Annotated in this window: 14 protein-coding genes, 1 tRNA gene, 2 rRNA genes and 3 pseudogenes (1 of these 20 cut by a window edge); 9 read left to right on the plus strand and 11 right to left on the minus strand. The window is 58.7% G+C overall.

All coding sequences use genetic code 11. The features are described 5' to 3' along the window. Nucleotides 1-11: 11 nt before the first annotated feature. From JWJ88_RS10395 to JWJ88_RS10405, 3 genes are read right to left on the minus strand one after another with little or no spacing between them, the layout of a single operon-like run. Complete coding sequence (locus JWJ88_RS10395; protein WP_205293981.1) at nt 12-1,514, minus strand: sugar ABC transporter ATP-binding protein; 1,503 nt, start codon at nt 1,512-1,514, stop codon at nt 12-14. Then, on the minus strand, nt 1,511-2,626 hold the full coding sequence (locus JWJ88_RS10400; RefSeq protein ID WP_205293982.1) for an NHL repeat-containing protein: 1,116 nt from the start codon (nt 2,624-2,626) through the stop codon (nt 1,511-1,513). The genes JWJ88_RS10395 and JWJ88_RS10400 overlap by 4 nt, the downstream gene beginning before the upstream one ends. Further along, nucleotides 2,620-3,603, minus strand: a complete 984-nt coding sequence (locus JWJ88_RS10405) for an SMP-30/gluconolactonase/LRE family protein (protein ID WP_205293983.1) — start codon at nt 3,601-3,603, stop codon at nt 2,620-2,622. The genes JWJ88_RS10400 and JWJ88_RS10405 overlap by 7 nt, the downstream gene beginning before the upstream one ends. A 196-nt stretch (nt 3,604-3,799) precedes the next feature. Here JWJ88_RS10405 and JWJ88_RS10410 point away from each other — a divergent pair. The 6 genes and pseudogenes from JWJ88_RS10410 (at nt 3,800) to JWJ88_RS22005 (ending at nt 6,670) form a co-directional block, all read left to right on the plus strand. Next, nucleotides 3,800-4,560, plus strand: a pseudogene (locus tag JWJ88_RS10410) (IS5 family transposase). A gap of 109 nt (nt 4,561-4,669) precedes the next feature. Further along, nucleotides 4,670-5,317 (plus strand): DUF2793 domain-containing protein, encoded by a 648-nt coding sequence (locus tag JWJ88_RS10415; RefSeq protein ID WP_205293984.1) that lies wholly within the window; start codon nt 4,670-4,672, stop codon nt 5,315-5,317. Nucleotides 5,318-5,321: 4 nt separating this feature from the next. Continuing rightward, nucleotides 5,322-5,576 (plus strand): YidC/Oxa1 family membrane protein insertase, encoded by a 255-nt coding sequence (locus JWJ88_RS10420; protein WP_205293985.1) that lies wholly within the window; start codon nt 5,322-5,324, stop codon nt 5,574-5,576. Between the two features lie 65 nt (nt 5,577-5,641). Beyond that, nucleotides 5,642-6,301: a lysozyme gene (locus JWJ88_RS10425; protein WP_205293986.1), complete on the plus strand. Its 660-nt coding sequence runs from the start codon at nt 5,642-5,644 to the stop codon at nt 6,299-6,301. Then, a complete protein-coding gene (locus JWJ88_RS10430) occupies nt 6,301-6,519 on the plus strand; it encodes a hypothetical protein (protein WP_043132454.1) in 219 nt (72 codons plus the stop codon). The genes JWJ88_RS10425 and JWJ88_RS10430 overlap by 1 nt, the downstream gene beginning before the upstream one ends. A gap of 22 nt (nt 6,520-6,541) precedes the next feature. Then, nucleotides 6,542-6,670 (plus strand): hypothetical protein, encoded by a 129-nt coding sequence (locus JWJ88_RS22005; RefSeq protein WP_256439708.1) that lies wholly within the window; start codon nt 6,542-6,544, stop codon nt 6,668-6,670. A 342-nt stretch (nt 6,671-7,012) separates the two neighbouring features. Here the strand turns inward: JWJ88_RS22005 and JWJ88_RS10440 are convergent, their stop codons facing one another. After that, the gene (locus JWJ88_RS10440; RefSeq protein ID WP_205295191.1) at nt 7,013-7,168 is read right to left on the minus strand and encodes a hypothetical protein; all 156 of its coding nucleotides are present in this window, start codon (nt 7,166-7,168) and stop codon (nt 7,013-7,015) included. On the opposite strand from JWJ88_RS10440, the pseudogene JWJ88_RS10445 reads away from it, so the two are divergent. Both JWJ88_RS10445 and ybaK read left to right on the plus strand, forming a co-directional pair. Further along, nucleotides 7,150-7,731: pseudogene (locus JWJ88_RS10445) on the plus strand (IS256 family transposase); the annotation flags it as partial. The gene JWJ88_RS10440 and the pseudogene JWJ88_RS10445 overlap by 19 nt on opposite strands. 197 nt (nt 7,732-7,928) lie before the next feature. Beyond that, on the plus strand, nt 7,929-8,483 hold the full coding sequence (gene ybaK, locus JWJ88_RS10450) for a Cys-tRNA(Pro) deacylase (protein WP_240200160.1): 555 nt from the start codon (nt 7,929-7,931) through the stop codon (nt 8,481-8,483). A gap of 11 nt (nt 8,484-8,494) precedes the next feature. On the opposite strand, the pseudogene JWJ88_RS22175 reads toward ybaK, so the two are convergent. The 3 genes and pseudogenes from JWJ88_RS22175 to JWJ88_RS10465 all read right to left on the minus strand — a co-directional run. Then, nucleotides 8,495-8,800: pseudogene (locus tag JWJ88_RS22175) on the minus strand (LysR substrate-binding domain-containing protein); the annotation flags it as partial. Further along, nucleotides 8,710-9,111 (minus strand): DUF2442 domain-containing protein, encoded by a 402-nt coding sequence (locus tag JWJ88_RS10460; RefSeq protein ID WP_205293988.1) that lies wholly within the window; start codon nt 9,109-9,111, stop codon nt 8,710-8,712. The pseudogene JWJ88_RS22175 and the gene JWJ88_RS10460, both read right to left, overlap by 91 nt. Then, on the minus strand, nt 9,104-9,343 hold the full coding sequence (locus JWJ88_RS10465) for a DUF4160 domain-containing protein (RefSeq protein ID WP_205293989.1): 240 nt from the start codon (nt 9,341-9,343) through the stop codon (nt 9,104-9,106). Before JWJ88_RS10465 ends, JWJ88_RS10460 begins: the two co-directional genes overlap by 8 nt. 276 nt (nt 9,344-9,619) lie before the next feature. On the opposite strand from JWJ88_RS10465, the gene JWJ88_RS10470 reads away from it, so the two are divergent. After that, on the plus strand, nt 9,620-10,039 hold the full coding sequence (locus JWJ88_RS10470; protein WP_080622598.1) for a VOC family protein: 420 nt from the start codon (nt 9,620-9,622) through the stop codon (nt 10,037-10,039). A gap of 168 nt (nt 10,040-10,207) precedes the next feature. Here JWJ88_RS10470 and JWJ88_RS10475 read toward each other — a convergent pair whose 3' ends face one another. The 4 genes from JWJ88_RS10475 to JWJ88_RS10490 all read right to left on the minus strand — a co-directional run. Next, a complete protein-coding gene (locus tag JWJ88_RS10475; RefSeq protein WP_205293990.1) occupies nt 10,208-10,477 on the minus strand; it encodes a hypothetical protein in 270 nt (89 codons plus the stop codon). A 194-nt stretch (nt 10,478-10,671) separates the two neighbouring features. Further along, nucleotides 10,672-10,748 (minus strand) — tRNA-Met (locus tag JWJ88_RS10480). 42 nt (nt 10,749-10,790) lie between these two features. Next, nucleotides 10,791-10,905: ribosomal RNA gene (gene rrf / locus JWJ88_RS10485) — 5S ribosomal RNA — on the minus strand. Nucleotides 10,906-11,017: 112 nt separating this feature from the next. Further along, nucleotides 11,018-13,777: ribosomal RNA gene (locus JWJ88_RS10490) — 23S ribosomal RNA — on the minus strand (it continues 70 nt past the right edge of the window).

Here is a 13,777-nt window from a genome sequence, read left to right on the forward strand (position 1 = left end):
GTCAACAGGCCCTAATGGACAGCAGCATACATGATCTTTTTTTCAGTAGCATCACGGGCTGTCATTTCCTCGACGACCTTGCCACCGCGCGCGACCAATATACGGTCGGACATCGACAGAATTTCGGGCAGGTAAGAAGAAATGACAATTACGGCAATACCCTCGTCGGCCAGACGATTGATGAACTCATGGATTTCTACAATAGCGCCTACGTCAACCCCACGGGTCGGTTCGTCAAAAACAACCAGCTTCGGCTTTTGAATCAGAGCCTTTGCAATCACCACCTTCTGTTGATTGCCACCTGACAACTCGATCACACGAGCCGACGGATTGATGGCTTTGATGTCGAGCGCGTTGATCCACTGTTGGGCGAGGTTCCTCGCATTGGACATAGATACAATGGATACTGGGTTGGTTCTCATGGCAAGTTTACCAATGTGAATGTTCTCGGCGATCGACATTGTCTCGAAGAACCCCTCCAGCTTTCGATCTTCTGTAACATAGACAATTCCGTCCCGGATCGCCGTTCTTGGTACACGGTAGCGTACGGCACGGTCGTTGAGACGGATTTCTCCACCGTGGAACAGGTCACGTTTCAGCATACCGGCAACGATTTTCATCGTTTCAGTGCGTCCCGCTCCGACCAAACCGAACATGCCTGTGATCTGGCCGCCATAGATCGAGAATGACGTGTTACGGACGATCTTGCCCATAGATACGTTATCGACACTCAGCACCTTGCGCTGCCGCGGTCGGATCGGGATGTGGACACCCTTCTTTGCGCCGTAAAGCTCGCTGGAAAGTGACCTTCCGACCATCGCCTGAATGATCTTTTCGCGATCGAGAGTCCGTGTCTCTTCCGTGAGGACCTTTTCTCCATCCCGAAGGATGGTGATGCGATCAGACAGTTGCAAAGCCTCTTCCAGGGCATGTGAGATGAAGATGATTGTGGCGCCTCGTTTTTGCAACCGACGAACCAGACCAAAGAAGTGGTGCTTTTCCTCGGGTGTAAGCGTCGCGGTAGGTTCATCAAAGATAATGATCCGCGCTTTGTGATGGGTCGCCCTTGCGATTTCGACCATCTGTTTCTTCGCGGCGCCCAGGGAATTCACAAGGGCCTCGGGATCTACATCGAAGTTCATACTGTTAAGGAACTGCTGCGCCTCAATATACAGGCCACGCAGCCGGTTGAACAACTTCTCTCCACCGAGGTAGATGTTTTGCGCAACAGTCATGCTGCCGACCAGATTGGTCTCCTGGAACACCATCGCAATACCCTTCTGCAGCGACTCCGCCGGCGTGTTCATGATCAAGGGCTGCCCATCCATCAGGATTTCGCCGCGCGTTAAGCGATGCACGCCCGCCAATGTCTTGGTGAGTGTTGACTTTCCCGCCCCGTTTTCGCCCAATATGGCGTGGATCTCTCCTTCCACGAGCGTGAAATTGATGTCCTTGATCGCCGGAATTCCACGGAATTCCTTGGTCGCGTTCTTGAGTTCGAGAATGACACTCACTTGGACGTCTCCATCAATTCCGGGTGCGTCAACGGTACCTTGACGGCGCGTCCAGGACCCTTTGCACCAACGATGAACGCATTGTTCTCAACAATCACAGATGTTGTGCCGTGATTCGTGCCATCGGCACGGCTGTGCCAGCTTACGACCGGGTCCATATCCTTGTCGCAAAGCGTGACAAGACCGTAAGAGCGAGGCGGCGCCCAAGGCTTCAGCACGCCCATCATTTTTACGGAATCGCCCTGAATCTGTTCCTTGAAGGACAGGTTGCTCTTCAGAGCGGGTGCCATCCAATAATCCTCGCCGATCTCTCCCATCATCCGCCGGCAGTATTCACGCTCACGCAGAACGAATTCGTAGAGCTGATTGCGGGCCGAAAGGAAGGACAGGAGGAACGTCCCGTTATGGCCAGGGGTGATCCGGGCAGGAAAGCCGGGCAGGTTTCCCGCCGCAAGCTGAGGAGCACCACCATCGGTGGGGATCTTGACGATGCGATGTTTCCAGCACTCGGAAACGAAGATACCGCCGTCCTGCGCCTGGGCAAGGCCGTAGGGGAATGCCATATTGGCGGCCAGCATGCGAGCGTTTCCAGAGGCCAGATTTATGTGCCACACCGACCCCGACCGCCCCAACTGCACCAGATCGTATTTCCAGCGCGACGCCGAATTGGCTGCTGATCCGTTTCCGACGACAACTTCGTCGTCGGAAAGAAACAAGATCGCTGTGATACAATTCAGCTCCTTTCCGTCCAAGGTGCCGATCATCTTCCCATCATGAGACCCGCCCACGATCAGCAGGCCTTGCATATCCAAACCTATCGCAAGGGCCGTGCCCCGGGCCGCCAGCGAGGACACCATCGTGTTCCCGGTATGGACGCGTTCGCCCTGCAAAGAGGGTGCTGTCAGATTCCGAGAAAAGACCTCAGTGCCCGAGGAATAGAAGAGCGTTTCACCGGCAAGCGCCAGGTTATCCAGCAGCGATGCCTCAAACAGTATTTCGCCCTCTTCTAGAAACTGGTTGGGCAGGAACGGCCCGTCCATTACGGGGATTGTAACCGCGCATTCACCCCGCCCCAGCAAGGAATCGAACTGTCTTTTTAACATGTTCAACATGGCTTTGCCCCCCAGTAATCTCCCGGCCCGGTCCACTCGGGGTCTGCGCCCGGAATCTTCCATTTTCCGATACGGTTATTTGAAATGCCCCCGAGGTAGAGATAACCTTTGTGTTCCTTGACCGAGCAGACCATCGGATGGTTCGTGCCAACCTTGTCCCACAGGACATCCAGGATTTCTCCCTTGATGTTGAACTTGACTGCGCAGCCCACGTTGATGTTGGGCATCATCCAGTTGGCCGGCCCCATGCGGCGGGTCATGCGCCGCCGGAAGCCGGGCATTGTCGACGCCAGATCCATGGCAGGGGAGCGCATCCCGACCAAAGTCGTCCAGTAATTGCCGTCAGATGCGCGGTTGATGTTGTCGGGCAGGCCCGGCAAGTTTTCGATGACACGCTCAACCTGCCCCTTTTTCGGACCGTCGAACCAGAAGCGCGAGATGCGGCAACCCCAAGTCTCTGCAAAAAGTAACGATTCCTGATCCGGCATGACACAGACGCCGTTGGGAAACATGAGCCGTTTGAGAACTGTCCGCGTCGTCTTTGTGCGGGGATCGTAGCAGATCAGACGACCGTTTCCGCGCAATTCAAGCGAGTCCAACGGCCAATCGACGTGATTGTAACGTACCGTGGCTTCGGAGAAGAATATCCTTCCATCTGCCGCGATATCTAGATCGTCTGCAAGACGCATCCGGGTATCGTCTACGATCGAAAAACGCGATCGATTGGTTTCGTCTGTGAGCTTAACGACCTCCCGATCCGGCGTCACCATGTAAAGGCCCATTCCGGATACGCAGCAGACAAGATTGCCGTGGCGGTCGAACTGCATCCCCAAAGGATGGCCGCCGATATGGGCATAGACCTCCCAGGTTTTATGGTCCGGGGCGTGGAACTTGATGATTTCTCCCTGCCGGTTCCCCGCATAGACATTGTCGTCCCAGTCTATCAGTGGATCTTCCGGGCCCTCGATCTCTCCCAAGCCGATCAACTCGACATTGTGCAGACGGTTGTTGACTGCCCAGACGCTGCTACTGCCCTCATCGGTTTCGGGCGCCTTCGGCAGCTTGAAGAATGTCGGTGCTACGTAGGGCGTGTTGACAAAAGGGATTCACCGGGCGCGGTGATCGTGATTCAAGCTGGTATCTGCAATGGAGACCAGCGTGGCACGAAACCTGATGTCGAACGACGAGTGGGCGTTCTTTGAACGCTTCATCCTGGCTGTCCGTTCTCCGAACGGCCGCAAGCCCACGAACCATCGGCTTGTTCTGGATGGGATTTTCTGGATCGCCCGAACGGGGTCGCCCTGGCGCGACCTGCCGGAAGAGTTCGGCAAATGGTCGTCTGTCTATCGGCAGTTCCGGCGCTGGACGTTGGCGGGGCTGTGGGAACAGATCCTGGAGGCGCTGAACGAGAGCCGGATCGTGCCGGATGCGCTGCAGATGATCGACAGCACCGTGGTTCGCGCTCATCATCAGGCAGCGGGCGCAAAAGGGGGACTCCGCGCCAAGGTTTCGGCCGCTCGCGAGGTGGCTTCACGACCAAGATCCATCTGCGGGTCAATGCGGCAGGCCTGCCCATGAGAACCGAGATCACGGCCGGGCAGACATCGGACTACCTCGGCTTCGATCTGGTCATGGCTGACAACCTGCCCGAGCCAAGCGTTCTGCTCGCAGACCGCGGCTACGACTCCGACAACATCCGCAAGACCATGGAGGTGCGCGACGTGGTGCCGGTCATCCCCATGCGCAAAACCCGGAAGCTACGGGTCGCCGTTGACCGCAGGCTCTACCGCCTGCGCAATCTCGTTGAGCGGTGCTTCAACAAGCTCAAGAATGCCCGTCGCGTCGCCACCCGCTACGACAAGACCGCCGAAAGCTTCCTGGGCTTCATCGACATCACGTCGATCCGCCTCTGGCTCCGCCATTTGTCAACATGACCTAGGGGCTTAGGGATGTACATTCCGGTGTAGGGTGCCGGCGGGCTCGATGTAGCCCGTGACCTGCCACGGGATTTTTCCTTCACCGTCGATTAGAGTCCGGCCCAACTTGAGGACGGACAATGAAGCGAACGAGATTCACGGACGAGCAGAGCATCGGTACCGGCGCCTGTTCGTTCTGCTGCGCCGCGAGGGGGCCCCGGCGATCAGCGAGGTCGTCTGGGCGGGCAGCATCGCCTACTGGATCGACGGCGCCTGGATGCGGATCCTGCCGAGCGCCGGCTGGATGGCCTGGATCGAGGACGAGGCGCAGGCCATCGTCTGGACCGGATCGGCGTGGATCCCGGTTGTGGATGCCATGGGCTTCATCGCGCAGGCAGCCTCGGTCGCCGTGGCGCGGGAGGCAAATGGCGCGACCACCGGCATGGCGGTGCGGGAAGAAACCCTCTCCGGCCTTTCCGGGGCCAGCCGGGACTCGACCATCGTGATCCCCAACCGCGCCATCCTGCTCGGCGTATCCGTGCGGACCGTGACCGCGGTGCTGGGCGCCAGCTCCTTCGACTGCGGCGTCAACGGCGAGCCCTCGAAGTTCGGCGGCGCGCTCGGCGTGGCCGTTGGTAGCAGCAATATCGGCGTCATCGGCCCGACGGCGTTCTATGCCGACACGCCCGTGCGCCTCACCGCCAATGGCGGCAGCTTTGCCGGCGGCGCGGTGCGCATTGCCATCCATTACCTGACCTGCGCCGCGCCGGACTGAACCCATGGGAGAGAACCTCATGGACAGCATCCGCGAATGGTGGGGCGCGATCATGGCGGCAACCGGGCTGTGCATCTGGCTCGTGCGGCTTGAGGGCAGCAGCAAAACCGCCCTGCGCGAGATCGCAAGGCTGGAAAAGCAGCTCGACGCCGACCGTAAGGCGATCTCGGAAACCCGCAAGGAACAGAACGAGATGCTGCGCGAGATGCGCGCCGACATCAAACGCCTGCTGGAACGCAGCGGACCCGCCCGCGACTGACCGACGCCCAACCCGACCATCCACCCACCCCGCCAGCGCGCGGGGTTTTTCATTTGGAGAACATCATGTCTGTGGCGAAAGAAACCATCGAGCACGTCAAGCGCTGGGAGGGCTTGCGGCTGGAAGCCTATCCCGATCCGGGCAGCAAGGACGGCACCCCCTGGACCATTGGTTACGGGCATATCTCGGACAGCTTCATGACAGTCCACAAGGGCCTGAAAATCACCGAGGCGCAGGCCGAGGCCGCGCTGGAGCACGATCTGGGCGAGGCCGAGGATATCCTGCGCCGGCTGGTCAAGGTGCCGCTCACCGATGGGCAAAGGGCGGCGCTGACCAGCTTCGTCTTCAACATCGGCGAGGGGCAGTTCGCTGGTTCCACCCTGCTCAGAAAGCTGAATGCCGGCGATCATGATGCCGTGCCCGATCAGCTTGCGCGATGGGTCTATAATGACGGCAAGAAGATGACCGGGCTGGTCAACCGCCGCGCGGCCGAGATCGGCCTGTGGTCGAAGGGCAGTTTTGTCTCGTCGCGCACGGTCGAGGCCGCAGTCCCGCCCCTGGTCGGAAAGCTGGTCACGCCGGAAGTACTGACAGCGGCGGGCGGCGCGCTTGCCGGGCTGACCGGGACGCTGCAGGGCGACGGGCCGGTCTCCTTCGCGCTGGCAGCGCTGATCGTCATGGCCGGGGCCTGGGTGCTGTTCCGGCTGATCAGGCGGGCCTCGTGATGCTGGCCCGCTTCAAGTCCTGGCTGGCCATCGCCGCCGCCGCCATCCTGTTCATCCTCGGCGCGCGGCGCAGCGGCGAGAAGGCCGGGCGCGCCAACGAACGCCTCGAAAATCTAGAAAGGACCAATGATGCGCGTCAAAGGATGCTCGATGCCGCCAGCCGCCGCCCTCATGATCGCGATGCTCTGGCTGAGCGGCTGCGCGACGGCAAGTTCTGACAGCGCCCCCTGCCCGCCCGTGGTGGTCTACAGCACCGCCGAGCAAACCCGCGCGGCGGCCGAGGTCGAGGCCATGCCCGAAGGCGCGGTGCTGATGCGAATGATGAGCGATTACGCCGTACTGCGTGATCAGGCACGGTCCTGCAGGTGATAGCCGGGCCGGGCAAAGCCCCGCGGGAAGCGCCAGACGCCTCGACCGCAGCGCCATGCCCGGCCCGGTTCACGGATTCATGGTTTCAAAAAGTGGCAGGGATTCGCTGCGCTGGAATGGTCGCATTAGCAGACCACCTCTGTCGCGCATCAAAACAGGCACAGTTGGGCCCCCTGGACAGTGCCAGACATACCGCAGGTCATCCTACCGCCGAACGTCATAAAGGGCGGTAAGCTGCCTGTGAGGTCGCGGCATCGCATGCGCGGCAAGCGGCGATAGCGGCCATTCACGACTCGCTCAGAGAGCGACGCACTGCGCAGGTGTGAACAGAAGGCAGGGGCCTCAGTTGGCGTCCGCGGCCAGATCTACGAATGGCTGAAGCGCCGCCTGCACGCTTTCGAACTCATCCGCGCGCAGCACCTGCAGCTTGTCGGTGAATTCGATAGTATCGGCGTCCTCGAATGTCTGGTCATGCAGCGACACGGTTCCAAGGATCACCTGCGCGTCGTCCGGGCCTGCGCGGCGTGAAGCTGGTGATCGCCGACGACCACAAGGGCCTGCGGGCTGCGGCACGTCGGGTCTTCAACGCCACCCACCAGAGGTGCCGCATTCACTGGATGCGCAACGCCCTGGCTCACGCTCCGGCCAAGCAGCGCACCGCCGTGGCTGCGATGCTGAAGACGATCTTCGCACAGGAGACCCGGGCCGAGGCTGAAGCCCAGTGGGAGATCGTGGCCGACGCGCTCCGCGAAAAGCAGCCCAAGCTCGGGGCGCTGATGGATGCCTCCCGTGACGACGTGCTGGCCTACATGTCCTTCCCACGCGAGCACTGGACCCAGATCGCCAGCACGAACCCGCTGGAGCGGGTGAACCGCGAGGTGAAGCGGCGCGCCGACGTCATCGGCATCTTCCCCAACGACGAGGCCATCATCCGCCTCGTCGGCGCGCTGATGCTCGAGACCAACGACGAATGGGCGGTCGCCAGGCGCTACATGTCGCTTGAAACGCTTGGCCGCGTGACCGAAAATCCAACCGTCAGGCTGCCCGCCGTGGCTACCTGATCAGGCCCTGACCTCTCCGAAGGTCGGCGCTCCTACACCACGGCGTGGGACAGCATCTACTTCAGTGCTTTTCGCGCCTGTAACCAGCGTTTAGATGTATCGTTCTGGATACGCCGATCGGCTCGATCGGGCATGGGTTGCAACAAACTCCGAACGGCGGTTTCTTTCATTGAGCAGACGCAAGAAATGGCGTTTTTTTGCCGATTGCGGCGTCGGTATACGGGCAGTTTCGCCAAAAGGGCAAGATCGACATGAAGAGTTCAGAACGTTATCCCGCAACCCCGGCGACCCGGGCGCTTGCAAAGGCAGGCATCGCCTTCACAACCTATATCTACGACTACGACTATGACGGGGCGGACGGCAGGCTCGGCATGCATGCGGCCGCGGCGATCGGCTTGCCTGCGGACCGGGTCTTCAAGACGCTGCTTGCCGAGGTGGATGGGACAGGGATGTGCGCGATCGTTCCCGTGGACCGCGTTCTGTCGATGAAGCGCCTCGCAGCAGCGGTCGGAGGGAAGTCGGCGATAATGATGCAACCGGACAAGGCCGAGAAGATGACGGGCTATCATGTCGGCGGGATCAGCCCTTTCGGGCATAGACGCCCTGTTCGGGCGGCGCTCGATGAATCCGCGTTGGAGCAGCCGCTCATCGTGGTCAATGGAGGCAAGCGCGGCTTCCTGATCGGGCTTTCTCCGCAGGATGCGCTGGAAGTGCTCGACGCGGTTGTCGCTCCGCTCTGCGCCGAGACGTAAAGCGCGGAAGCTTACCCGTCCGGCTTGGGATGCGTGTCGGCGCCGTGGACCTCGCGCACGAGGTCCAGCCATGCCCTGGCCGCTTGCGACAAATAGGCGTGCCGCCTCCATGCCATGACCATGCTCCATTCTGTGCCGGGTTCATCGAGAAGGACCTGACGGACCGTGGGCCTGGCGCGATTTGTCCGGCTGCGGCTTCTGAGAAGGCCTTCGATCAACGCGACCGTTACGCCTGTTTGCGCGGCCTGCCGCCCTTGGCACCATTGGCCCGTGCTGCCGCTGCCTTGGCGGGTGATGTGGCCTGTCCTGCCCGGCGAGCCATGTAGGCCCTTGTTCCAAACAGCCCGGCAAGCAGACCTGGCACGGAAAGGTCTGCATCGAGTGCCTCCCAGTGCAGCCCATAACCTGCGCCAAGGATTTCGACTGAGGCAAGCTCGTCATCCTTGGCCGTCTCCAACCCCTGTGCCATATGGGGCGGGAAGGCAAAGGTGCAGCCGTTTGTCAGTTCAACGATGATCCGTCCACTTTTCCGATCATAGCGCGCTGACGCCGCACGGGGCTCGGTTTGCTGCGCGATGCGACCACGTTCGAGAGCAGCGTCGATTTCGGCGTCTGTCAGGTCAGCCATGGATTTCCCTCCATCTGGCAAGAAACTGCGCCTGCTCGTCACGGACAATCTGCATGGCGCGACGCAGATCGTTCGCCTTCATGCCTTCGGCCCAAACAAGGACCGGGGCACCGTCAGTTCCAATAAGATTGACCTTGGCCTGACCGTCCCCGAACACATGCACATGAGCTGGCTCGTGATCGTCCGTAAAGATGATGATGCGCAAGCCATGTGCACGATGAATCGTAACCATCAGATAAAATAACCTAGCGTGTTGGGTTTTTCAAGAGATGGTCTGCATCGCTCCGAGTGGCAGCCTCGCGGCCCGTCCCTCACTCACCTTGCGTTGCTCAAATGAGCATGAGTTGCGACCTTGGAGAGCGCAGCACGATAGCCGGTCATGCAATCGCCCGTGTGTGCATATCGCATTGTTATGCCGCGCAGCAGCACGTTGCGAAGAGCCCTTACCGGTCATTCAGAATTGTGCGTATCGTCGCCCGAAACACTTCACGGAAAGAAATGGAAACCAATGCAACTGCATCGTGGTCGCCTGATTGATCATATTCAGCTTGTAGTGCGTGACTTGCAAGCCAGCGAGCGCTTCTACACGGCGGTAATGTCCGTGTTGGGGATACCAGTGCTCAGCACGGATAATGGCTACTTCATAGCCGATGAGCTTACGGTATCTTCTGCTGACAGTGCGACCGCTTCCGGCGAGTTGACGGGGCGGCACCATCTAGCATTTCAAGCGAAGGATCGCGAAACGGTGGATGCCTTCTACAGCGCGGCGCTAGCGCATGGCGGACGTGACAACGGAGCACCCGGTATCCGGGCCTATCATCCGGGGTATTATGCCGCCTTCGCGTTGGACCCCGATGGCAACAACATCGAAGTTGTTTACCAAGGCGAGGCGAAGCGTAACACGCCGTCAGTCACCATCGAGTTTTAGGCCAAGTTAACAGCACTTCTCGATGACCGCTTTGTCCGCATCGGAGACAGCCCCCCGCTGAGATCGCTGCGGTAAGCATGAACGGCTGGTTTCAGGAGGCTGCACTGCAGCGCCAGGCAGAGCCTAACCGTCCGTTCGTACGTCGACAGGCGCTGACAGCGCCGCTCGTCATCGTCCCCGAAACCGGATGACATTATCACCGCGCATGAAGGCGACGGCGCCTTCTTCCTCGATTGCCTGGATAGCGGCGTTTCTTGCCTCCTTGTCGGAGGCGAACTGATCGTCCCAAACGTGGCTGGTGCCATCCTGGTCGACGATCTCAAGCATCCAGTTCTGATCCGTTTCAGCACGGTAGATTTCGATGGAGAAAGGATGGCCGTCGATGATGACACGCTGGCTTTTGCCCGACGTGACTATGTTCGGTTCTTCTTCGATCATCTGGTGGACCCCGGATTGTCGGTATCTGTCCAGTATGCGCCTACCGTCAGCCGGGTCAATCGCCTGCAGCGACGCGGTCTCGCCGCCGTTTCCCCATGCAGCCCGTTTTTGTTGAGTCAGCGTTGAGTCGTTCGCGCAGCGCAAAAATCCTCCCGCGAGGGAGGCTTTTAAGCGACTGTAATCATTGTATATTCTGGTTGCGGGGGTAGGATTTGAACCTACGACCTTCAGGTTATGAGCCTGACGAGCTACCGGGCTGCTCTACCCCGCGCCGTTTTTCATCGTTTTGAGAGATATCATCGCGTCTTTTCAGGTCTGGCGGTGACCTACTCTCCCACGTCTTTTGACGCAGTACCATTGGCGCGACGGCACTTAACTGCCGAGTTCGGGATGGGATCGGGTGTTTTGCTCGTGCTAAAGCCACCAGACCAGAAAAGAAGCGATAATCGGCGTTTCCCGAGGGAATGGTTGTCCAAGGATGCTTTTGGAAGCGAGACATTTGCTTGCATCTGCAAGCGTCTGGTCTGTCTTCTTCCGGATCAAATCAAGCCTATCGAGCCATTAGTACCAGTCAGCTGAACGCATTGCTGCGCTTACACCTCTGGCCTATCGACGTGGTGGTCTTCCACGGCTCTCAAGGGATACCTTGTTTTGAGGGGGGCTTCACGCTTAGATGCCTTCAGCGTTTATCCTGTCCGTTCATAGCTACCCTGCACTGCGGCTGGCGCCACAACAGGTCCACCAGTGGAACGTTCACCCCGGTCCTCTCGTACTAGGGGCAACTCCTCTCAAGTATCCTACACCCACGGCAGATAGGGACCGAACTGTCTCACGACGTTCTAAACCCAGCTCACGTACCTCTTTAAATGGCGAACAGCCATACCCTTGGGACCTGCTCCAGCCCCAGGATGAGATGAGCCGACATCGAGGTGCCAAACGATGCCGTCGATATGGACTCTTGGGCATCATCAGCCTGTTATCCCCAGCGTACCTTTTATCCGTTGAGCGATGGCCCTTCCACTCGGGACCACCGGATCACTATGGCCGACTTTCGTCTCTGCTCGACTTGTCAGTCTTGCAGTCAGGCTGGCTTCTGCCATTGCACTCGACGAGCGATTTCCGACCGCTCTGAGCCAACCTTCGCGCGCCTCCGTTACTCTTTGGGAGGCGACCGCCCCAGTCAAACTACCCACCACGCAGGGTCCCGGACCCGGATAACGGGCCGCGGTTAGACATCAAGAGTGCGAAGGGTGGTATCTCAAGGATGGCTCCACGGAAACTGGCGTCTCCGCTTCAATGCCTACCACCTATCCTGCACATCGCAATCCTGATGCCAGTGCGAAGCTATAGTAAAGGTGCATGGGGTCTTTCCGTCTAACCGCGGGAAGTCTGCATCTTCACAGACAATTCAATTTCGCTGAGTCCACATTTGAGACAGCGGGGAAGTCGTTACGCCATTCGTGCAGGTCGGAACTTACCCGACAAGGAATTTCGCTACCTTAGGACCGTTATAGTTACGGCCGCCGTTTACCGGGGCTTCAATTCAAGGCTTGCACCTCTCCTTTTAACCTTCCGGCACCGGGCAGGCGTCAGACCCTATACGTCGCCTTACGGCTTCGCAGAGCCCTGTGTTTTTAGTAAACAGTCGCCACCCCCTGGTTTGTGCCCCCCGCCAACAGTTGCCTGCCAACGGGGCCTCCTTCTCGCGAACTTACGGAGGTATTTTGCCGAGTTCCTTAAATGTGGTTCTCTCAAGCGCCTTGGTATTCTCTACCAGTCCACCTGTGTCGGTTTAGGGTACGGTCTCATGGAGGGCTATTTCCAGGAACCACTCAGCAGCCCTTCCAATCCGATAAGGAAGAACTACCTCTGCGATCCGTCACCATCTCCTGGCCCAGGAATATTAACCTGGTTCCCATCGACTACGCCTTTCGGCCTCGCCTTAGGGGCCGGCTTACCCTGCTCAGATTAGCTTTAAGCAGGAACCCTTGGACTTTCGGCGACAGGGTCTCTCACCCTGTTTGTCGCTACTCATGTCAACATTCTCGCTTCCGATCACTCCACCGGATGCCTTACGGCCCGGCTTCACAGTAAAGCTCGCGCCTCCGCTATCCCGAGGGATAGAAGAGGCAAGAGCTTATATCACGGAACGCTCCGCTACCGCGTGCATAAATGCACACCCAAAGCTTCGGCTCGTGGCTTGAGCCCCGTTACATCTTCGCCGCAAGACCTCTTGACTAGACCAGTGAGCTGTTACGCTATCTTTAAAGGATGGCTGCTTCTAAGCCAACCTCCTGGTTGTTTTGGAAGTCTCACATGCTTTCCCACTTAGCCACGAATTGGGGGCCTTAGCTGTTGGTCAGGGTTGTTTCCCTCTCCACGACGGACGTTAGCACCCGCCGTGTGTCTCCCGGATATTGCTCCACGGTATTCGGAGTTTGCTTAGACTCAGTAAGGCTGTGGGCCCCCATCATCCATGCAGTGCTCTACCCCCGTGGGCATTCGTCCGAGGCGCTACCTAAATAGCTTTCGCGGAGAACCAGCTATCTCCAGATTTGATTGGCCTTTCACCCCTAGGCACAAGTCATCCCGACCTTTTTCAACAGGTGTGGGTTCGGCCCTCCAGTTAGTGTTACCTAACCTTCAGCCTGCTCATGCCTAGATCATCTGGTTTCGGGTCTGATCCATCTAACTAAGTCGCCCATTTAAGACTCGCTTTCGCTGCGCCTACACCTAACGGCTTAAGCTTGCTAGATAGACCAAGTCGTTGACCCATTATACAAAAGGTACGCCGTCAGGGCGCAAGGCCCCTCCGACTGCTTGTAGGCGTCCGGTTTCAGAAACTGTTTCACTCCCCTCGTCGGGGTGCTTTTCACCTTTCCCTCACGGTACTGGTTCGCTATCGGTCAGCAAGGAGTACTTAGCCTTCGAGGGTGGTCCCCCGATCTTCAGACAGGATTTCACGTGTCCCGCCCTACTTAATACGTCCGATCAAACTTCCCATACGGGGCTGTCACCCGCTATGGCTGGCCTTTCCAGGCCATTCTGGTCATTCTCACGGCTCGGCTGGTCCCCGTTCGCTCGCCGCTACTAGGGGAGTATCTGTTGATTTCCTTTCCTCCGGGTACTTAGATGTTTCAGTTCCCCGGGTTTGCTCTTAAAACCCTATGTATTCAGGTAATAAGTACCTGGTTAACCCGACTGTTGATACCGAAAGGTAACAACAATCAGATTTCAGGTGGGTTTCCCCATTCGGAAATCCATGGATCAAAGCTTATTCTCAGCTCCCCATGGCTTATC

This window comes from Paracoccus methylovorus, from assembly GCF_016919705.1.
Lineage (GTDB): Bacteria > Pseudomonadota > Alphaproteobacteria > Rhodobacterales > Rhodobacteraceae > Paracoccus > Paracoccus methylovorus.

Excerpts from the sequence above, each read along its gene's own strand:
- JWJ88_RS10460 (WP_205293988.1), bottom strand. The coding sequence starts at position 9,111 with ATGGCTGACCTGACAGACGCCGAAATCGACGCTGCTCTCGAACGTGGT.
- JWJ88_RS10425 (WP_205293986.1), top strand. The coding sequence starts at position 5,642 with ATGTCTGTGGCGAAAGAAACCATCGAGCACGTCAAGCGCTGGGAGGGC.
- JWJ88_RS10400 (WP_205293982.1), bottom strand. The coding sequence starts at position 2,626 with ATGTTGAACATGTTAAAAAGACAGTTCGATTCCTTGCTGGGGCGGGGT.
- JWJ88_RS10470 (WP_080622598.1), top strand. The coding sequence starts at position 9,620 with ATGCAACTGCATCGTGGTCGCCTGATTGATCATATTCAGCTTGTAGTG.
- JWJ88_RS10430 (WP_043132454.1), top strand. The coding sequence starts at position 6,301 with ATGCTGGCCCGCTTCAAGTCCTGGCTGGCCATCGCCGCCGCCGCCATC.
- JWJ88_RS10475 (WP_205293990.1), bottom strand. The coding sequence starts at position 10,477 with ATGATCGAAGAAGAACCGAACATAGTCACGTCGGGCAAAAGCCAGCGT.
- JWJ88_RS10420 (WP_205293985.1), top strand. The coding sequence starts at position 5,322 with ATGGGAGAGAACCTCATGGACAGCATCCGCGAATGGTGGGGCGCGATC.
- JWJ88_RS10465 (WP_205293989.1), bottom strand. The coding sequence starts at position 9,343 with ATGGTTACGATTCATCGTGCACATGGCTTGCGCATCATCATCTTTACG.